This is a genomic window from Embleya sp. NPDC050493, assembly GCF_044458105.1.
In the GTDB taxonomy this organism is placed as follows: domain Bacteria; phylum Actinomycetota; class Actinomycetes; order Streptomycetales; family Streptomycetaceae; genus Embleya.
The window spans coordinates 1-20,106 of the sequence record NZ_JBITHP010000048.1 but is presented as its reverse complement, the minus strand read 5'-3'; the positions used below and the strand labels follow the sequence as shown (position 1 = coordinate 20,106).

Annotated in this window: 15 protein-coding genes; 8 read left to right on the top strand and 7 right to left on the bottom strand. The window is 72.1% G+C overall.

The features are described 5' to 3' along the window. The first annotated feature begins 61 nt into the window (after positions 1-61). Positions 62-655, top strand: coding sequence for an Rv3235 family protein (locus ACIBM5_RS45020; RefSeq protein ID WP_396012496.1), 594 nt, complete (start codon positions 62-64; stop codon positions 653-655). Positions 656-835: 180 nt separating this feature from the next. Here the strand turns inward: ACIBM5_RS45020 and secA are convergent, their stop codons facing one another. Next, on the bottom strand, positions 836-3,604 hold the full coding sequence (gene secA, locus ACIBM5_RS45015; RefSeq protein ID WP_391589026.1) for a preprotein translocase subunit SecA: 2,769 nt from the start codon (positions 3,602-3,604) through the stop codon (positions 836-838). A gap of 139 nt (positions 3,605-3,743) precedes the next feature. Between secA and ACIBM5_RS45010 the strand changes: the two genes are divergently transcribed. Together ACIBM5_RS45010 and ACIBM5_RS45005 are read left to right on the top strand one after the other, a co-directional pair. Then, positions 3,744-4,274 (top strand): GNAT family N-acetyltransferase, encoded by a 531-nt coding sequence (locus tag ACIBM5_RS45010; protein ID WP_396012495.1) that lies wholly within the window; start codon positions 3,744-3,746, stop codon positions 4,272-4,274. 28 nt (positions 4,275-4,302) lie between these two features. Continuing rightward, positions 4,303-5,511, top strand: a complete 1,209-nt coding sequence (locus ACIBM5_RS45005) for a winged helix-turn-helix domain-containing protein (RefSeq protein ID WP_396012494.1) — start codon at positions 4,303-4,305, stop codon at positions 5,509-5,511. Positions 5,512-5,617: 106 nt separating this feature from the next. Here ACIBM5_RS45005 and ACIBM5_RS45000 read toward each other — a convergent pair whose 3' ends face one another. From ACIBM5_RS45000 to mtrA, 6 genes are all read right to left on the bottom strand, one after another. Then, a complete protein-coding gene (locus tag ACIBM5_RS45000) occupies positions 5,618-6,328 on the bottom strand; it encodes a response regulator transcription factor (RefSeq protein ID WP_052174179.1) in 711 nt (236 codons plus the stop codon). A gap of 219 nt (positions 6,329-6,547) precedes the next feature. Further along, positions 6,548-7,228 (bottom strand): ribosome hibernation-promoting factor, HPF/YfiA family, encoded by a 681-nt coding sequence (gene hpf / locus ACIBM5_RS44995; protein ID WP_355539874.1) that lies wholly within the window; start codon positions 7,226-7,228, stop codon positions 6,548-6,550. Next, a complete protein-coding gene (locus ACIBM5_RS44990; protein ID WP_396012520.1) occupies positions 7,116-7,481 on the bottom strand; it encodes a phosphoribosyltransferase family protein in 366 nt (121 codons plus the stop codon). Before ACIBM5_RS44990 ends, hpf begins: the two co-directional genes overlap by 113 nt. Positions 7,482-8,238: 757 nt before the next feature. After that, the gene (locus tag ACIBM5_RS44985; RefSeq protein ID WP_396012493.1) at positions 8,239-10,014 is read right to left on the bottom strand and encodes an LpqB family beta-propeller domain-containing protein; all 1,776 of its coding nucleotides are present in this window, start codon (positions 10,012-10,014) and stop codon (positions 8,239-8,241) included. After that, the gene (gene mtrB / locus ACIBM5_RS44980) at positions 10,011-11,795 is read right to left on the bottom strand and encodes an MtrAB system histidine kinase MtrB (protein ID WP_396012491.1); all 1,785 of its coding nucleotides are present in this window, start codon (positions 11,793-11,795) and stop codon (positions 10,011-10,013) included. The genes ACIBM5_RS44985 and mtrB overlap by 4 nt, the downstream gene beginning before the upstream one ends. Before the next feature lie 16 nt (positions 11,796-11,811). Continuing rightward, positions 11,812-12,489, bottom strand: a complete 678-nt coding sequence (gene mtrA, locus ACIBM5_RS44975; protein WP_026219725.1) for an MtrAB system response regulator MtrA — start codon at positions 12,487-12,489, stop codon at positions 11,812-11,814. A gap of 372 nt (positions 12,490-12,861) precedes the next feature. On the opposite strand from mtrA, the gene ACIBM5_RS44970 reads away from it, so the two are divergent. The 5 genes from ACIBM5_RS44970 to ACIBM5_RS44950 are packed head-to-tail and all read left to right on the top strand — an operon-like array spanning position 12,862 to position 18,345. Next, a complete protein-coding gene (locus ACIBM5_RS44970) occupies positions 12,862-14,274 on the top strand; it encodes a hypothetical protein (protein WP_396012490.1) in 1,413 nt (470 codons plus the stop codon). Then, positions 14,271-14,939 carry a DUF4129 domain-containing protein gene (locus tag ACIBM5_RS44965; RefSeq protein ID WP_396012489.1) on the top strand — a complete coding sequence of 223 codons (669 nt, stop codon included), beginning with the start codon at positions 14,271-14,273 and terminating at the stop codon, positions 14,937-14,939. Before ACIBM5_RS44970 ends, ACIBM5_RS44965 begins: the two co-directional genes overlap by 4 nt. Next, complete coding sequence (locus tag ACIBM5_RS44960; RefSeq protein WP_396012488.1) at positions 14,936-16,078, top strand: DUF4350 domain-containing protein; 1,143 nt, start codon at positions 14,936-14,938, stop codon at positions 16,076-16,078. Before ACIBM5_RS44965 ends, ACIBM5_RS44960 begins: the two co-directional genes overlap by 4 nt. After that, on the top strand, positions 16,075-17,043 hold the full coding sequence (locus ACIBM5_RS44955) for an AAA family ATPase (protein WP_391589034.1): 969 nt from the start codon (positions 16,075-16,077) through the stop codon (positions 17,041-17,043). Before ACIBM5_RS44960 ends, ACIBM5_RS44955 begins: the two co-directional genes overlap by 4 nt. Positions 17,044-17,049: 6 nt before the next feature. Beyond that, positions 17,050-18,345 carry a DUF58 domain-containing protein gene (locus tag ACIBM5_RS44950; protein WP_396012486.1) on the top strand — a complete coding sequence of 432 codons (1,296 nt, stop codon included), beginning with the start codon at positions 17,050-17,052 and terminating at the stop codon, positions 18,343-18,345. Positions 18,346-20,106: the final 1,761 nt, after the last annotated feature.

Genomic DNA, 20,106 nt, shown 5'->3' with positions numbered 1-20,106 from the left:
CACCCATACCCGGCACGTCGGCGTCGGGTACCTCATGTTCGGCACTTCTCGGGGAGGACCCATGGTCCACACGAACACCGCCCGCACCACTTCGCCACCGCACCTGTACGTGGTGCGCGCGCCCGCCGGCGAGAGCCCCTTCGACCCGGCGCCGGCCGGCCGGCCCGGGCGCGACCCGTTCCCGCCGGCCGCGCCCGCGCACCGGTCCGCACGGGTGTACGGCTCCCTCGCGCTCGCGCCCGACCCCGGCTTCGTCGCCCGACCGGTGTCGCGGCCCGCGCTGCGGCTGATCCACACGCCGGCCGAGCCGGACCCGACCGAGGCCCGCCTGCGCGCCCGGCGGCTGGCCCACGCGCTGGCCGAGATCGGCTCCGGCCTGCGCGCGGTGGGCCAGCTGCGCCCGTACGCCTCCACCGCCGTCTATGCCACCACGCAACACCTGGTCCGCCGACTCGCCGCCCGCCGGGTCGGCCGGCTGAGCGTGGAATCGTGCGGTGGTCGCACCCCGGCCGACGGCGTCGCCGAGGGCTACGCCCGCCTGCGGGCCGCCTCCTGGGTCCTCACCCTGGCCTTCCGCCTCGAACGCGACGCGCCGACCCGTCACCCCACCGACACCTGGCTGTGCACGGCCCTGGAACACGACAACCTGACCTGACCCCGAACGCCCGAGGGTCCGGACCGCAACCGCGATCCGGACCCTCGGGTCGGCCATCCCATCGGGCAAACCGCCGACCACCGGCCTGCGGCTCACCCACCGGCCGGTCCGGCGTTCGACGACAGGCGGGCCGCAGGCCTGCCGGTCGTCGACCCACCTCGCCGGTCGAACCGGGAGTGCCTACTTCTTCTTGCGCTTTGCGCGCTGCGCGCGCCTGCGCTCCGCGCGGGTCGCACCCTCGTCGACCTCGACGTCGTCCTCGTCGAAGTTCTCCTCGGAGGTGATCACACCGCCCTCGCCGTCGATCGTCGGCGCGCTGTACTGCAGGTGCGCCGGCCGCTGCGGGGCGTCCAGGCCCTTCGCGTGGATCTCCGGCAGCGGCGCGGCCTTGTCGATCGAGATGCTCGGCGCCTCGGGCACCTGCTCGATCTCGACCTCGACGTTGAAGAGGTAGCCGACCGACTCCTCCTTGATGCCCTCCATCATGGCGTTGAACATGTCGAAGCCCTCGCGCTGGTACTCCACCAGCGGGTCGCGCTGCGCCATCGCCCGCAGGCCGATGCCCTCCTGGAGGTAGTCCATCTCGTAGAGGTGCTCACGCCAGCGGCGGTCGAGCACCGAGAGGATGACCCGGCGCTCCAGCTCGCGCATGACCTCCTCGCCGAGCTTCTCCTCACGCAGCGCGTAGGCGGCCTGGGCGTCCGCCCGAAGCAGTTCGACGAGCTGCTCGGTGTCCAGGTCGGAGCGGTCGCCGAACTCCTCCTCGACCTCCTCGATCGTGATGCTGACCGGGTAGAGGCGCTTGAGGTTGGCCCACAACTTCTCCAGGTCCCACTCCTCGGCGAAACCCTCGGTCGCGCCGTGCACGTACGCCTCGACGGTGTCGTCGATGAAGTGGCCGATCTGCTCCTGCAGGTTCTCGCCCGCGAGCACGCGGCGGCGCTCGCCGTAGATCACCTCGCGCTGGCGGTTCAGCACCTCGTCGTACTTGAGCACGTTCTTGCGGATCTCGAAGTTCTGCTGCTCGACCTGGGTCTGCGCGGACTTGATCGCGTTGGAGACCATCTTCGATTCGATCGGCTGGTCCTCCGGCACGTTGGCCAGGGTCAGCACGCGCTCGACGATGTTGGCCTTGAACAGGCGCATCAGGTCGTCGCCGAGGGAGAGGTAGAAGCGCGACTCGCCGGGGTCGCCCTGACGGCCGGAACGACCGCGCAGCTGGTTGTCGATCCGGCGGGACTCGTGCCGCTCGGTGCCCAGCACGTACAGGCCACCGAGGTCGGAGACCTCCTCGTGCTCGGCCTTGACCGCCTTCTTGGCCTTCTCCAGCGCGTCCGGCCAGGCGGCCTCGTACTCCTCCGGCGTCTCGGTCGGGGTGAGCCCGCGCTGGGCGAGCTCGGCCGCGGCGAGGTGGTCGGGGTTGCCGCCGAGCATGATGTCGGTGCCTCGGCCGGCCATGTTGGTGGCCACCGTGACCGCGCCCTTGCGGCCCGCCTGCGCGACGATCTGCGCCTCGCGCTCGTGGTGCTTGGCGTTGAGCACCTCGTGCGGCACGCCGCGCTTGCGCAACTGGGCGGAGAGGTATTCGGACTTCTCCACGCTGGTGGTGCCGACCAGGACCGGCTGGCCCTTCTCGTGCTTTTGCGTGATGTCGTCCACGACCGCGTTGAACTTGGCCTCCTCGGTCTTGTACACGAGGTCGGACTGGTCCACACGCTGCACCGAGCGGTGGGTGGGGATGGGCACCACGCCGAGCTTGTAGATCTGGTGGAACTCGGCGGCCTCGGTCATCGCCGTACCGGTCATGCCACCGAGCTTCTTGTACAGGCGGAAGAAGTTCTGGAGGGTGACGGTGGCCAGGGTCTGGTTCTCGTCCTTGATGTCCACCCCCTCCTTGGCCTCGATCGCCTGGTGCATGCCCTCGTTGTAGCGGCGACCGGCGAGGATGCGGCCGGTGTGCTCGTCGACGATGAGCACCTCGCCGTCCACGACCACGTATTCCTTGTCCCGCTTGTACAGCTCCTTCGCCTTGATGGCGTTGTTCAGGTAGCCGACCAGCGGAGTGTTGACCGCCTCGTAGAGGTTGTCGATGCCCAGGTAGTCCTCGACCCGACTGACGCCGGACTCGTGGATCGCGACGGTGCGCTTCTTCTCGTCGACGTCGTAGTCGCCGGTCTCCTCGATGCCCTTGAGCGGGTTGGCCGCCTCGCCGCGCTTGAGCCGCTTGACCATCTTGGCGAAGTCGGCGTACCACTTCGTGGCCTGGTCGGCCGGGCCGGAGATGATCAGCGGCGTGCGGGCCTCGTCGACCAGGATCGAGTCGACCTCGTCGACCACGGCGAAGAAGTGGCCGCGCTGCACCAGCTCTTCGGACGACCACGCCATGTTGTCGCGCAGGTAGTCGAAGCCGAACTCGTTGTTGGTGCCGTAGGTGATGTCGTAGCCGTACGCCTTGCGGCGCTCGTGCGGCGGCATGTTGGCCAGGATGCAGCCGACGGTCAGGCCCAGGAAGCGGTGGACGCGTCCCATCCACTCCGAGTCGCGCTCGGCGAGGTAGTCGTTGACCGTGACCACGTGCACGCCCTCGCCGGCGATCGCGTTCAGGTAGGCGGGCAGCGTGGAGACGAGGGTCTTGCCCTCGCCGGTGCGCATCTCGGCGATGTTGCCCAGGTGCAGTGCGGCACCACCCATCAGCTGCACCTTGTAGTGCCGCTGGCCCAGGGTGCGGCGGGCGGCCTCGCGAACGGTGGCGAAGGCTTCCGGAAGCAGGTCGTCGAGGGTCTCCCCGTCGGCGTAGCGCTGCTTGTACTCGTCCGTCAGTGCCCGAAGCTCGGCATCGGAGAGGTCCTTGAAGTCATCTTCGATCGACTCGATCTGATCTGCGATGCGGTTGAGCTTGCGCAGGATTTTGCCCTCGCCGGCGCGCAGGACCTTGTCGAAGATAGACACGCTGGATGAGCTCCTTGCCCGACGGCGCCCGCCCGCCTTTCGGACGTGACGGCACGGCGGGGCCCGTCCCGCCGATACGGCCATCGTATGCGAGGAGGCAAGCCGGGATCGAGCCTCGCGGGCCGGCACAGTGACCGGCATGGAACCTGTGGAGATCGCGGCGGGGCGCTTTCAGCTCCGGCCCTGGAACGAACACGACGTCGAGGTGGTCGGCAAGGCTCTCGCCGATCCCGGGATCACCCGCTGGATGGCGACGCCGACGGACGGTGATCCACACGCGTGGCTGGCCGCCCGCACGGAGCGGTGGGCGACCGGGGAGAGCGCCTCGTTCGCGGTGATGGACGCCGTGACGGGCGAGGTCCACGGCCATGTGGCACTCAAGAACATCGTCCCGAGGTGGCGCACCGGCGAGATCGGCTACTGGACGCTCGAGAGCGCGCGCGGTCGTGGCGTGGCCCGGCACGGGGTGGGCGCGGTGACCCGGTGGGCGTTCGGCGCGCTGGACCTGCACCGGGTGGAACTGCGGCACGCGGTGGGCAACGCCGCCTCGTGCGCGGTCGCGAACGCGGCCGGATATGCACTCGAAGGAGTACTCCGGGACTGCGTCATCGGCGCCGCCGAGCCCTTCACCGACGTGCACCTGCACGCCCGGCTCGCCACGGACACCTGATGCGAACACACGTTCTAAGGTGGCGGGCATGACCTCTTCGCCGACCATCGCACCGAGCATCGAGTTGACCGCCGACGAGGCCCGCCGGATCGTGCTGGCCGCCCAGGGTCTCCTGGGCGCGCCCGACCGCCGCGCGGGCGTACTCGGCGTGCTGCACTCGCTCGGCGCGGTGCAGCTGGACACCATCTCGACCCTGGCCCGCTCGCACGAACTGGTGCCGTACGCCCGCCTGGGCCCGGTCGGCCGACCGGCCGTCGAGAGCGCCTATTGGAACGGCACGACGGCGTTCGAGTACTGGTCGCACGCGGCCTGTGTGCTGCCGATGTCCACCTGGCCGGACTTCGCCTTCCGCCGTCGGCACTACCGCGGGCGCGGTGGGCTGTGGGGCCATCAGGTCACCGAGGACGCCTACAAGAGCATCCTGGAACGGCTGCGCGCCGAGGGTCCGCTGACCGCCACCGGCCTGGGCGGCGCCAAGAACAAGGGCGAGTGGTGGGACTGGAGCGAGACCAAGATCGCGGCCGAGCGCGCGCTCGCCTTCGGTGACGTGGTCTGCGTGCGCCGGGAGAGCTGGAAGCGGGTGTACGACCTGCCGGAGCGGGTGATCCCGCCGGCCCTGCTCGCCGAGGAGCCCGACGACGCCGAGTGTGTGCGCCGCCTGGTCGCCCTGGCCGGCCGGCAACTGGGCGTGGCCACCCGGGCCGACCTGATGGACCAGTACCGACTGACCCGGGCCCAGGTCGACACCGCGCTCCCGGACAGCGGCCTGATCCCGGTCACCGTCGCGGGCTGGGGCGAGCGGGCCGCGCGCGAGGGCGCCTGGGCCGATCCCGACGCGCTGGCCGCTCCCGTACGCGGTCGCCACCGCACCACGCTGCTGTCGCCGTTCGACGCGCTGGTGTGGGATCGGCCGCGCACGGCAAGGGTGTTCGGCGGCTTCGAGCACCGCCTGGAGGCGTACGTGCCGGCCGCCAAGCGGGTGCACGGCTACTTCGTGATGCCGCTGCTCACGGGCGGGCGCCTGGTCGGCCGGGTGGACCCGGCGCGCGAGGGACGCACGCTGGTGGCCCGGCGGTTGTCCTTCGAGGCCGGCGCCGGGGTCGGCGAGCGCACGCTGGCGGCCGCGGCCGACGCGCTGCGCGAGGCCGCGCGCTGGGTGGGCTGCGAGGACGTCCGGATCGAGCACCTCGACCACGAAACCACCCGCGCACCCCTGAACGCCCTGCTCGCCGGCTGACTCGACACCGCACCGATTCCCTGCGCCGCCCCGATCCCACCCGCCGGCCGAGCCGTCCGACGGCCCGGCCGGCGCCCGAGGCCGACCGGGTGGCCCGGGCGCGGGATCAGTCGCCGATCTCCAGGATCTTCTCCCGCATCGCGTAGACCACGGCCTCCATGCGCGAGTGCAGCTGGAGCTTCTCCAGGATGTTGCGCACGTGGTTCTTGACCGTGTTCTCGCTGATGAACAACTGCTTGGCGATGTCGCGGTTGTTGCGCCCGGTGGCCACCAGACGCAGCACCTCGATCTCGCGATCGGTCAGCCGGGGCGCCGGCACCAGGCGCCGTTCGTCGTCGCGCCGGCTCATCGACTTGAACTCGGTCAGCAGCTTGACCGCCATCGACGGGCTGATCTGCGACTGTCCGTCGGCCACCGCGCGAATCGCCGAGGCCACTTCGCCGTGCGAGATCTCCTTGAGCAGGTAGCCGGTCGCGCCGGCCTTGATCGCGTCGTAGAGGTCGGCCTCTTCCTCACTCATCGTCAGCATGATGATCTGCGTGCTGGGCGCGACTTCCTTGATCGCCGTACACGCCTCGATGCCGCCGCGTCTGGGCATCCGGACGTCCATCAGGATGATGTCGGGCAGCAGATCCTGCGCGGCTTCCAGCGCCTCGGCGCCGTCCCCCGCCTCGCCCACCACCGTGATGTCCGGTTCGGGCGCGAGCACGATGTCCAGACCCCGGCGAAACAGATCGTGGTCGTCGACCACCAGCACGCGAATCGGTTCGCCCGCTGAGCCGTGGTCCACGCGGGTCGGAACAGACTGTTCACCCACCGTGTTTCCCCCCTGGGTCGGCACGATCCGTGTCCAGGACATGATCCCACGTGATCGCCACGACGCCAGGCCCTGATGGGTGTTATGTGCGGAACGTACTTGCGAAGCGGAACTTTCGCCAGGGAACGCCAGGGTCGGGGACGCAACCGACGCCGAAACCCCGAAGGGTTTCGGCGTCGGATGACCGCCAAAGGGCGCGACGGGACGGCCCGACCGCTGCTACTGCGGTCCGCCGTCCTCGCGGTCCTCGGGCTTGAGGTGGATCACACCGTAGTCGTAGCCGTGCCGGCGGTACACCACGCTCGGCCACTTGGTGCTCGAATCGATGAACAGATAGAAGTCGTGGCCTACCAACTCCATCTCGTACAGCGCCTGGTCGAGCGCCATCGGACGCCCGGCGTGTACCTTCTCGCGAACCACGAGGGGGCCTTCGCCGTCTACCTCGATCGGGCCCGCCATGTGCGGCTGGGGCCTCAATTCGCCGTTCTTCACAGCCTCGATGTCTTCCGCGGACGCCACCACGGCCCCATTGAGCCGATCGGCGTGATTGATCTCCGCAGTGGCCGCGCCCACCGATACGGGGGAGCGGTGACCATGGTGCACGCGCCGCCGGTCGGCGGCCTTGCGCAACTGCGCTTCGAGTCTCGCGCACGCCATGTCGAGTGCGGCGTATGGGTCGGACGCGGCGGCTTCACCCCGGATGACGGGACCACGTGTGTTCAACGTGATCTCCACCCGGTCCGAACGCTCCGCCAGCCGCGGGTTCCGCTCCTTGGAGACCTCCACGTCAACGCTGATCACCTTGTCGTCGAGCTTGCGGATCTTCTCCAGCTTCTCGACACAGTGCCTGCGAAAACGCTCGGGTACCTCGGTCTTGCGGCCCTTGACGACAATGTCCACGCAGAACTCCATCCATTGCGCCATGCCGGAGGGGTGGGCACCCATCCGGCCGACCAAGCCGTCGATGGTCCTGCTCCGTCGTGCGCCGCCGGGCGGTCGCGGCCACCACAGCCGCCGCCTCGACTCGCCCTCCCGCGGCTCGGACCGCACGGGTCGCCTCCGCGAGAGTTGCGCCGGTGGTGCAAACATCATCGACGACGATCACCACACTAATGCCCGTAAACAAGGGCGCCAACCTGTCCGAAACGATCATTGCTCGGCGGACGTTCATCCGTCGTTCATGCGCGGAAAGGCCGGATTGGTCCCGTACACGACGGGTATGTCGCAGCGCCGGCAGCACCCGCGTGGGCACCCCGGCGGCCCGCAGTCGACCGGCCGCCCGCAGGGCCAGTTCGCGGGTGGCGTCCCGCCCCCGGCGGCGTACCGCGGCCCGGGTCGAGGGCACCGGGACCAGCAGGGTGGACCCGGCCGGTTCGGGCAGCCCGGCCGCCGCGGCCCGCGCGAGCGCGTCGCCGAGGGGGTGCGCCAACCGGCGTGCGCCGTGCTCCTTGTACGCGACCAGCACCGAGCGCACCGGTCCCGCGTACGCGGTGATCGCGTGCACCGGCGGCAGGCCCTCCGGCGCGGACGTCGGTCGCACGGGCACGGCCTCCGGAGCGAACACCGCGCGGCATCGCCCGCACAGCAGCGCACCGGCCTCGGCGCAGCCCGTGCAGGACACGGGCAGCACCAGGTCGGCCCATGCCGCGAGCACCCGACGCCGTTCCATGTCCCCAAGCTCGCACGCCCGGCCCGAAAACGGATCCGCGGCACCCGGAACCACCCGATCCGGTCATGGCGCGCCGTGGCGGACGATCGAACCGGTTCCCACCCGACCCGATCCGACCGGAACGGATCGGCCGCGGCACCCGCGGCCGGGCCGCCCGCGGCGGACCCGGGCCGCCGGTCCGAGTCGGCCCGCCGGACCTCGCAGAGGCCGCCGGGAGCCCTCGGACTCCGGCGGCCACGGCCTAGCCGGGATAGACCGGGTACATGCCGCTGTGCACCTTGGTCCAGTTGTTGCCCTGGGACAACTGGTAGATGTTGTCCTCGCCGGAGTCCGCCAGCAGGGGCTGGTCCGAGCCGTCCGGTGCCGCGATGTGCAGCATGCCGTTGACCGAGGCCACCGACACCGACAGGCCGCCGTCGATGTCGACGATCTGCGGCGCCAGCGCGCCCTGGCCCTCCTTGCCCAGCACCACGAGCCGGTCCGGGCCGTTCCAGGAGATCGCCTTGACCTCGACCAGCGAGGGAATCACCGAGCGCGGTGCGGCGATGGTCATGGCCACCGTGCCGTTGCTCACCCGCCGCTCCACCCGGCCGATCAGCACCTTGCCGTTGTCCACGATCAGCGCGGCCCGGGTGCCGTCCGGGGACAGGCGCAGGCCGGTGATCCGCGCGGCGGTGATGCCCTGCACGTCGACCGAGACCCGGGTGATCTGCTTGCGCTCGTCCTCGTACAGCGCGAGCACCCGTTCGGCGTCCTTGCTGCGATCCAGCACCCACAGCACGCCGCGACCGTCCCAGGTCGGGCTGAACAGCGACGCCGGGCCGGTGGTCAGCCACTCCTGGACCTCGCCGTGGCCGTCCACGTCGCCGACCATCAGTCGGCGACCGTTGGTGTCGATGCCCGCGATCCGCCGGCGGAACGGGTCCCGCGAGACGGCGATCTGGTCGACCTTGTAGGTGCCGTCGCCGAACGGCCCGGGCAACACCGGCGGATTGCCGTTGGGGCCGGGCACCACGTTGACCACGTTGCCCTTGGCGATGAAGTAGCCGGTGGGCGCGGACGTCCTGGCGGCCCGCCCGGGGTCGTACTGGGCGGCGTCGTCGTCGGAGAGCGAGCACATCGGCTCGCCGCCACCGGTGATCGAGACGGAGTCCACGCCGGAGACCTGGCGCAGCGTATAGAGCAGCTGGGCGGCCATCCGCTCGCAGCCCTTGCTCTGGGCGAGCCTGGCCTGCCGGTTCAGTTGCACCCGGGCGGTCCGGTTGTCCTCGATCGAGACGACCCGGTCGGCGGGTTCGGTGCCTGCCGGGAACGCGCTCTCCACCACGGGCCGCAGCCAGTCGGTCGGGCCCCCCACCAGTTGGCGCACCAGTGCCGAGGTCAGCCCGACGCGGCTGCGCAGGTAGACCGGGTCGGGCACGAGGATTTCCTTGCCCACCGGCATCGCGGTGGCGAACCAGTAGGTGTTCACCGACCGGTAGATCCGGTGGAACTCGGCCCGGGACAGGATCAGCCCGTCCGGCAGGTTGGCGATCCGCCACTGGTTGTCGGTGCCCAGGCGCAATTCCAGGGTCGCCCGGTACTGCGCGTTCGGCTGCTGCTCGGGCTGGTAGGCGTGGCGGTTGTCGACCGTGCCCACCCGGGTGCCGGACACCTCCGCCTGGTAGGTCCGCTCGTCGGCGCCGGGGACCAGTTCGATCCGGGCGATCCTCTCGAGCACCACGATCTCCCGGTCGGGCGCCCACGTGGACCCGGCCTCCGGGGTCAGGTAGGCGCGTGCCGTCACGTAGTCCGGCTCGTCGCTGGTGACCGCCTCCAGGAAGCCGGCGACCATCCCGTGCGGCTGCTCGCCGGGCTTGGGCGGCACGGCGAAGACCCGCACCTGCTGCTCGGGCCCCTGGTCCTTGTTGCCGCCCTTGGCGGCCTCGCGCACGCTCCCGCTGTGCGGCATGGACGCGCACGCGCCGAGCGTGCACAACACGCACACCAGGGCCAGGAACGAGCCGATCCGCCTCATCGATTGCCTCCCGCGGGGCCGGCCGCGCGCACGGTGCGCCGATACGGCGAGCCCGCCGGGCCCAGGCCCCGATTGGCCCGCGAGTCCTCGGGTTCCAACGGCAGCGGCGAGCGCACCAGCTCCCCGCCCGCGGTCTTGGGCAGGCTGAGCCGGAACTGCGAGCCGCCGCCCGGCTCGCCCCACGCCTGGAGCCAGCCGCCGTGCAGGTGCGCGTCCTCCAACGCGATCGACAGGCCCAGCCCGGTGCCGCCGGTGGTCCGGGCCCGGGCCGGGTCGGCCCGCCAGAAGCGGGCGAACACCAACGAGGACTCGCCGGGCTTGAGGCCCACGCCGTAGTCCCGCACGGCCACCGCGACCGAGTCCTCGCCGCCCGCCACGGTGACCACCACGTCGTGGCCCTCACCGTGCTCGACCGCGTTGACCACCAGGTTGCGCAGCACCCGGTCGATCCGGCGCGGGTCCACCTCGGCCACGCACGGCTTGTCCGGCGCGCGCACCACCAGCCGGCTGCCGCGCCGCTCGGCCAGCGGCTCCGCGCCCTCGACCACCCGGCGCACCAGGTCGCGCAGGTCCACCGGCTCGGCGTCCAGCACGGCCGCGCCCGCGTCGAAGCGGCTGATCTCCAACAGGTCCGACAACAACGCCTCGAACCGGTCCAGCTGGTTCTGCAACAGCTCGGCCGAGCGCCGGGTGGCCGGGTCGAAGTCCTCGCGGGCCTCGTGCAGCACGTCGGCGGCCATCCGCACGGTGGTCAGCGGGGTGCGCAGCTCGTGCGAGACGTCCGAGACGAACCGGCGCTGCACCCGCGAGAGCTCCTCCAGTTGCCGGATCTGGTTCTGCAGGTTGGAGGCCATCTTGTTGAACGAGGAGCCCAATCGGGCCAGGTCGTCCGCGCCGACCACGCGCATGCGCTCCTCCAGGCGACCGGCGGCCAGCCGCTCGGCGATCCGCGCCGCCATCCGGACCGGGGTGACCACCCACCGGGTCACCAGCGCCGCGATCGCCACCAGGAGCAGCACCAGGAAGACGCCGGCGGTGGCCAGGGTGCTGCGCACCAGGCCCAGGGTCTTCTCCTCCGGGGCGAAGGAGAAGAAGTAGTAGAGCTGGTAGGACCCGCCGTCCGGGTCCTCCAGCTGCGCGCCGACCACCAGGCCCGCCTCGCGGGTGGTCTCGGCCGAGCCGTCGCCGTGCTGGCCCTCGCGCACGATCTGGGTGTACTGGAGCAGTGCCACGCCGCGCTTGAGCCCGACCTCGCGGCGCAGTTCGGCGGGCACGCTGGAATCGGGGACCACGTCGCCGGAGGCCCGGGGGCTGCGGCCGGACCCGGGCGGGTTGTCCGCCGTGTCCTGACTGGTCGCGGCCACGTCGTACACCCCCTGGCCGCCGCTGGAGAGCTGTTTGACCAGCGCGTTGAGCCAGTCGCCGGTGTTCACCCGGTTGCCGGACCCCGGCGTGGCGGCCGGCACGCCGGTGGGCACCTGGACGTGCCGGCTCGGGTTGGTGGCGATCTCGTCGGCCTGCGCGCGGGCGTCCGCGAACCCGCCCTGGGCCTGGGACCGGGCGGAGGCCACCTTCGCGTCCAGCAGACCGTTGCGGACCTGGCCGACCACCACCACCCCGAGCAGCACCATCACCGCGACGGACAACACCAACGTGGTGGCCACGACGCGAAACTGGATCGACCTGTTCCACAGCGCCATGACCCGGCCCACGCCGCCGCGCACGCGACGCAGGGCGAGGGACCAGGCCGATGGGGACGGCGACCGCTGTGCGGTGCTCACCGAAACGAACTCAAGGTCAGGCCGGTCCCGCCTTGTAGCCGACCCCGCGCACGGTGACCACGGTCTCCGGACGCTCGGGGTCGCGCTCGATCTTCGAGCGCAGCCGCTGCACGTGCACGTTCACCAAGCGGGTGTCGGCCGCGTGTCGATATCCCCATACCTGTTCGAGAAGCACCTCGCGGGTGAACACCTGCCAGGGCTTGCGGGCGAGTGCGACAAGGAGGTCGAACTCCAGCGGGGTCAGTGCGATGTTCTGCCCGTCCCGCTTCACGGCGTGGCCGGCCACGTCGATCACCAGATCGCCGATCACCAACTGCTCCGGGGTGGGTTCTTCGGCTCTGCGCAGGCGGGCCCGCACACGAGCGACAAGCTCCTTGGGCTTGAACGGTTTGATCACATAGTCGTCGGCTCCGGATTCCAGCCCGACCACGACGTCGACCGTGTCGCTCTTGGCGGTGAGCATCACGATCGGCACGCCGGACTCGGCACGGATCTGGCGGCAGACGTCGATGCCGTCACGGCCGGGCAGCATCAGGTCCAGCAGCACCAGGTCCGGTTTTACATCCCGGAAAGCCTGGAGTGCCTTGTCGCCGTCCGCCACGAACGACGGCTCGAACCCTTCGCCACGCAGCACGATGCCGAGCATCTCGGACAGTGCGGTGTCGTCGTCAACGATGAGGACGCGTCCCTTCATGTGCATCATCGTCGCATTACCGGATTGTGACCTGCACTCATCCGACCGATTCCGGCCGCGTCCATCAGTGACAAAACCGCCCAAATACTGAAAATTACGGCCGGAGAGAGTACGGAGTCACGTCGATTTTCGGGCCGTACGCCGACCCGCCGCCCGGCGCAACGGACGTTTCGGCCACGGATCCGACCGCTACCGCCCCCGCCGACGACCCGGGCAGGGCGGCGCCGGAACGTGTGGCGCGTGCTCGACGTTGTCCCCGCGGTCGACGTGCCCGTGCGGGCGGACCGGATCCGATGGCCGCCCGTTCATCCGAGCCCCACACAGGCATGCCACGATGAGTCACCACCCGATCAGGACGAGGAGCGCAATCGCATGACGGACTCGCCCGGCTCGGCCGGCCCGGACGCCCCGGGGCCGGACGGAGAGCGCCCGGCGGACGACGCCACGTCACCCGACCGGTCCGCACCCGCGCCCGCCTCGCCGTCGCCGGCCACGCCCCCGTCCCCATCCTCGCCGTCGTCCTCGGACAAGCCGCCGTCCCCGGACAGGCCGTCCCTGGACAAGGCGCCCGCTCCGGACGAGCCCACGGCCCCGGACCAGCCGACCCCCAAGGCCCCGGCCCCCGGCTGGGCCCCGGTCCAGCCGCCCGCCGCCGGCTGGGGACCCCCGCAACAGGGCCCCGCCACCGGCTGGGGAGCCCCACAGCAGCCTCCGGGCGCCGACCCGCGCTGGGGCACCGCCGGGCAGCAGCCGCCGCTGTGGGGAGCGCCTCCCGGCTGGAACGGCCCCTACGTGCAGGCCGCCAAGCCCGGCGTGATCCCGCTGCGCCCGCTGAGCGTCGGCGAGATCCTGGACGGCGCCTTCGCCGCCATGCGCGCGCACTGGAAGGTCATGATCGGCATCGCCGTCGTGGTCGCCCTGCTCACCCAGTGCCTCGAGGTACCGGTCACCTGGCTGCTGAACCGCGAGTTCTCGCCCAGCGACCTCGGCGACGACCCCACCGGTGAGGAGGCGTGGCGCTACCTGCGCGACACCGCCGCACTGGTGATCGTGCCGATCGTGGTGGCCACCCTGGGCCAGATCGCCGCCACCGCGATGCTCACCGTCGTGGTCAGCCGCGCCGTGATCGCCAAGACCATGTCCGCCGCCCAGGCCTGGACGGCGGTCCGCCCGCTGCTCCCGCGCCTGCTCGGCGTCACCTTCGCCACCTGGCTGATCCCGGTCGGCACACTCCTGGTGGCGATGTTGCCGGGCCTGCTCCTGCTGGCCGTCGGCGCCGACGGCCTCGGCGCCCTGCTGCTGCTCCCGGGCATGATCGGCGGCATCGTCGCGGCGATCTACCTCTACGTCTGCCTCTCCCTCGCCGGCCCCACGCTGATGCTGGAGAAGCAGTCGGTGCGCAAGTCGCTGGAGCGCTCGCGCAAGCTGGTCACCGGCTCGTGGTGGCGCGTCTGCGGGATCCTGCTGCTGATCGCGCTGATCATGACGATCGTCGGCGGCATCATCCAAACGCCGTTCCTGCTGGCCACGGACGGCATCTCCGCGATCACCGCGTCCGAGGCCTCCGACATCCCGGACCCCTCCTTCGTCGACCTGCTGATCACCGGCGTCGGCGCGGTGATCGCCGCCGCGCTGCTCTACCCCTTCGCCGCCGGCGCCACCGCACTGCTCTACATCGACCAGCGCATCCGCCGCGAGGCACTCGACCTCGACCTCGCCCGCGCGGCCGGCGTCCTGGACGACGAGCCCGGCGGCGACGCGACCTCGGGACCCGCGCCGGCGTGACCCGCCACGCGCTCGCGACCCTGGCCCGGGACTGGGAACCGGTGGACATCCCGCGCGACGACGCGCGGGATGCCGCCCGCGACGAGCTCTCACGCCCCGAATACCACCGCGACGACGCCGGCCCGGTCCGCCGGGCCCTGGACTGGTTCCTCGACCGCCTGGGCGACCTGATCTCCCGGGCCGGCGACCACAGCCCCGGCGGCGGCCTCGGCCTCGTGGTGATCGTGCTCCTGGTGATCGCCGCGCTCGTGGTCCTGCGGCTGCGGCTGGGTCCGCTGCGCGCCGCCCGCCGTCGCGCCGAGCTCCCGCTGTACGGCGACCGGGGCCCGCTGTCGGCCGCCGAGCACCGCGCGGCCGCCGACGCGCATGCCGCCGGGGGCCGATGGGACGATGCCGTCCGGGAACGCTTCCGCGCGATCGTGCGAGCCCTGGAGGAACGCGCGGTGCTCGACGTACGCCCCGGCCGCACCGCCGACGAGGCCGCCGCCGAGGCCGGCCGCGCGCTGCCCGAGGAGGCGGCGGACCTGCGTGCCGCCGCCGCGACGTTCGACGACGTGCACTATGGCGGGCGTACCGCCGACCGGGACCTGGACCGGGACCTGCGCGACCTCGACGCCCGCTGCGCCGCCGCCCGCCCACGCGTCGAGGAGCGGATGCCCCGATGAGCGACACCGCGCTCGGCCCCACCACCGAGCAGCTGTGGCGCCGGGTGCGCATGCCCCTGGCCCTGTTCGCCCTGGTCCTGATCGTGGTCTCCGCACTCGTGCTGATCCGCGGCGACCGCCACGAGGGCCGACTCGACCCGCGCTCCACCCACCCCCAGGGCAGCAAGGCCCTGGCCCAACTGCTGCGGGCACGCGGCGTGGAGGTGCACCGGGTCCGCTCCGCCGAGGAGGCGGCCCAAACGATCCGCCCGGACAGCACCCTCGTGGTGCCCTTCCCGAACCTGCTCGCCGACGCGCAACTGCGCACCCTCGCCGCCGCCGGCCCGGCCCGCACCGTCCTGGTCCGCCCCGACGAGGCCGCGCTCGCGATCCTGGCCCCCGGCGTACACACCGCTCCCGACACGCACCGCCGCACCCTGCGACCGCGCTGCCCGCTGCCCGCCGCGACCCGGGCCGGCAACGCGGACACCGGCGGCATGCGGTTCGACACCGACCTGCTCCCCGACGCCACCGGCTGCTACCCCGACGCGGGCCGCCCCACCCTCGTGCTCACCCCGCCCCGCGCCGGCCACGACACCGTCGTACTCGGCTCCGGCAGCCCGCTGGTCAACGACCGCCTCGACGACAACGGCAACGCCGCCCTCGCCCTGAACCTGCTCGGCGCCCACCCGCACCTGGTCTGGTACCTGCCCGGCGCCGACGAACTCCCGCCCGCCGACGACTCGCTGTGGGACCTGCTGCCCGCCGGCTGGCGCTGGGGCGCCGCACAACTGGCCGTCGCCGCCGTCCTGCTCGCCCTGTGGCGGGCCCGCCGACTGGGTCCGGTGGTGGCCGAACCGCTCCCGGTCGTGGTCCGCGCCGCCGAGACCGTCGAGGGCCGCGCCCGGCTCTACCGGCGCGGCCGCGCCCGCGACACCGCCGCCGAACTGCTGCGCGCCGCCACCCGCGAACAACTCGCCCGCATCCTGGGCGCCGAGCCCACCGAGGCCGCCCTGATCGCCTCGATCACCACCCGCACCGACCACACGAGCGCGCACGTGCACGCCCTGTTGTACGGTGCGAGCCCGGAGAGCGACGAGGCCCTCGTCACCCTGTCCGACGAACTCGACGCGCTGATAAGGCAGGTACGCACGACGTGAGCGCACCCGAGCAGACCCGCGAGGCGCGCGACGCGCTCGAAGCCCTGCGCGGCGAGATCGGCAAGGCCGTGGTCGGCCAGGACGCCGCCGTCACCGGACTGGTGATCGCCCTCCTGTGCCGGGGCCACGTGCTCCTGGAAGGTGTGCCCGGCGTCGCCAAGACGCTGATGGTCCGCGCCCTCGCCCGCAGCCTGGACCTGACCACCACCCGCGTGCAGTTCACCCCGGACCTGATGCCCGGCGACGTCACCGGCTCGATGGTCTACGACGCGCGCACGGCCGCGTTCTCCTTCCGCGAGGGCCCGGTGTTCACCAACCTGCTCCTCGCCGACGAGATCAACCGCACGCCGCCCAAGACCCAGGCCGCCCTGCTCGAAGCCATGGAGGAACGCCAGGTCTCGGTCGACGGCACCACCCGCCCGCTGCCCGACCCGTTCATGGTCGCGGCGACGCAGAACCCGATCGAGTACGAGGGCACCTACCCGCTGCCCGAGGCCCAGTTGGACCGCTTCCTGCTCAAACTCACCCTGCCGCTGCCCGAACGCGCCGACGAGATCGTGGTGCTGCGCCGGCATGCCGAGGGCTTCGACCCGCGCGACCTCGAAGCCGCCGGCGTCCGCCCGGTCGCGGGCGCCGCGGACCTGGCGGCCGGCCGCCGAGCCGTGGCCGACCTGCGCATCGAACCGGACATCCTGGCCTACGTCGTGGACGTCTGCCGAGCCACCCGGACCTCCCCGTCGCTGGCCATGGGCGTCTCCCCGCGCGGCGCCACCGCCCTGCTCGCCGCCGCCCGCGCGTGGGCCTGGCTGGCCGGCCGCGACTACGTCACCCCCGACGACGTCAAGGCACTGGCCCGACCGGCACTGCGACACCGCGTACGACTGCGCCCGGAGGCCGAGATGGAGGGTGTGACCCCCGACGTGGTGATCGACGCCGTCCTGGCGCACACCCCGGTCCCGCGTTAACCGCCGATGGCCCTGACCGGTCGCGCCGTCCTGGCCGCAGCACTGGGCGTCCTGGTGGTCGGCCTGCTGCTGCCCTCGCTGATCGGCCTGGCCGTGGTCGAGGGCGCACTGCTGCTCGGCATCCTCGCCGACCTGCTGCTCGCCGCCGGCGTCCGCGACCTGACCTTCGAGCGGGGCGGCGACACCGCGGTCCGCCTCGGCGAACCCGCCGAGGTCACGCTGACCGTCGGCAACCCCGGCACCCGCCCCCTGCGCGGCCGACTGCGCGACGCCTGGCCACCCAGCACCGGCACCACCACCCAGCGGCACGACCTGAGCCTCCCCGCCGGCGAACGCCGCCGCCTCACCACCACGATGACCCCCACCCGCCGCGGCGACCGCAACGCCCACCGGGTCACCGTCCGTTCCGTCGGCCCGCTCGGCCTGGCCGCCCGCCAGGGCTCGCACCACGTGCCGTGGCGACTGCGCGTGCTGCCCGGCTTCCCCAGCCGCCGACTGCTCCCCTCCAAGCTGGAACGCCTGCGCGAACTCGACGGCCGCTCGGCCCTGCTCACCCGAGGCGCCGGCACCGAGTTCGACACGCTGCGCGAGTACGTCCCCGGCGACGACGCCAAATCGATCGACTGGCGCGCCTCCGCCCGCAACCAGGGCGTCGTGGTACGCACGTGGCGCCCCGAACGCGACCGGCACATCCTGGTCGTGCTGGACACCGGCCGCACCTCGGCCGGCCGCATCGGCGACATCCCCCGCCTGGACGCCGCGATGGACGCGACCCTGCTGCTGACCGCGGTCGCCAACCACGCCGGCGACCGGGTCGACCTGCTCGCCTACGACCGCCGGGTACGCGCCGAGGTCCGCCGCGCGCCCCGGAACGGCACACTCCCGGCCTTCGTCCAGGCGATGGCCACGCTGGAACCGGAGTTGGTCGAACCCGACGCCCGGACCCTGATCGCCGAGATCCTCCGCCGCACCCCGCGCCGCTCGTTGATCGTGCTGATCACCGGCCTGGAACGGGAGGCGGTCCAGGAGGGCATCCTCCCGGTGCTGCCGCAACTGGCCGCACGCCACGAGGTGATCGTCACGGCCGTCGCCGACCCGGCGATCACCGCGATGGCCACCCACCGCGGCGACGCCACGGCGGTCTACGAAGCCGCCGCCGCCGAACGCGAACTCGCCGAACGCCGCTCCACCGCCGCCGAATTGCGCCGAAAGAACATCACCGTCGTGGACGCGCCCCCGAGCGAACTGGCCTCGACACTCACCGACACGTACCTGGCTTTGAAACTGGCGGGGCGGCTTTAGGGCTGGGATGGGCGCGGGGGTGGACGCGGGGGCGGACGCGGGGGTGCTGGGATGGGCGGGGGTGCTCGGATGGGCGCTGGGATGCTCCCTGGGGCTTCTCTTGGGTCGTTCCCTGGGACTGCCCCTGGGGCTGGTCTTCCCTTAGTGGCTTTTGCGGGTGGGTGATGTGCCGACTGCGCGCGGTGCTTCTCGAGTCGGGCTGCGTTTCGGGGTGCGTTCGCGTTTCGGCGGAGGTCGGTGCGTTTCCGGCGGCGGTTGCGTCTTGGCCGGGTAGGGCGCGGGTGGCTTTGTGCTAACCGGTCGACGTGGCCTGGCGGAGATCAGCCCGGTCCCGGGGTCACCGGCGGTCAGGAGCCCTGGGTCCCCCGGCGAGACGGGGGCGTCGCCTGCGGAAAAGGCGCTGGCAACGGCGGAGCGGGAGGGCGGCCCGGTGAGGTTCGCCGGGGGACCTTCCAGGGTGGGTCGGGCGTTCTCGGCCGGCGGTCGCGCCTGGGTGGGCAGCGGGTGGCCTTGTGCTAACCAGTCGGCGTGGTCCGGCGGAGATCGGCCCGGTCCCAGGGTCACCGGCGGTCAGGAGCCCTGGGCTCCCCGGCGAGACGCGGGTGTTGCCTGCGGAGAAAAGCGCTGGCAACGGCGCGGAGGGGTGGGCGGCCCGGTCAGGTCCGCCGGGGAGCCTTCCAGGGTGGGTCGGGCGTTCTCGGCGTGCGGCCGCGTCTTGGTCGGGTCGGGCGCGGATGGCTTTGTGCTCACCGGTCGACGTGGACCGGCGGAGATCAGCCCGGTGCCAGGGTCACCGGCGGTCAGGAGCCTTGGGTTTCCCGGCGAGACGCGGGTGTTGCCTGCGGAGAAAGGCGCTGGCAACGGCGCGGAGGGGTGGGCGGTCCGGCAAGGTTCGCCGGGGGACCTCCCCGAGTGGGCCGGGCGTTCTCGGTGTGCGGTGGGTGTTCGGTGGCGAGAGCCCGTGGAGAGTGGGGCGGGGAGTGGGCGGTTTCGGTCGCCGGAGTGCGAAACCCGGCCCTCGGCAGGTGCTTTCGCCTGTCGTTCCCGCAAAACCGCAGGTCAGTGGGCGGGCACGGGCTCGTATGCGTCTCGGGATCCGGATCGAGACCCGCGAAGCCTCCGGGGGAATTCCTGCCGGCAGACCCGACCCGCTGGGGGAGGTCTCCCGGCGGGCCTTTCGGAAGATCCGCCGGACAGAGGGGTCGGCGTGGGTCCCGATCCGGATCGCGGAACGGCTTCCGGCGCATCGGATTTCCGCTGACCTGGGGTTGTACGGAACCGGGCCGCGTGAGCGCCTGTCGAGGGCCGGGTTGTGCACTTCGGCAACCGAAACCGCCCACTCACGGCCCCAATCGACCCCCGGCCGGCCACCGAACACCCACCGCATGCCGCAAAACGCCCGACCCACTCGGGAAGGTCCCCCGGCGGACCTGACGGCAGTGCCCTCCTGCTCCGCCGTTGCCAGCGCTTTTCCCGCAGGCAACACCCGTGTCTCGCCGGGGGACCCAGGGCTCCTGACCGCCGGTGACATTGGGACCGGGCTGATCTCCACCAGGCCACGCCGACCGGTGAGCACGAGGCCACCCGCTGCCCACCAAGACCGGACCGCCGGCCGAGAACGCCCGGCCCACTCGGGGAGGTTCCTCGGCGAACCTTGCCGGGCCGCCCACCCCTCCGCGCCGTTGCCAGCGCTTTTCTCCGCAGGCAACACCGGTGTCTCGCCGGGGAGCCCAGGGCTCCTGACCGCCGGTGACATTGGGA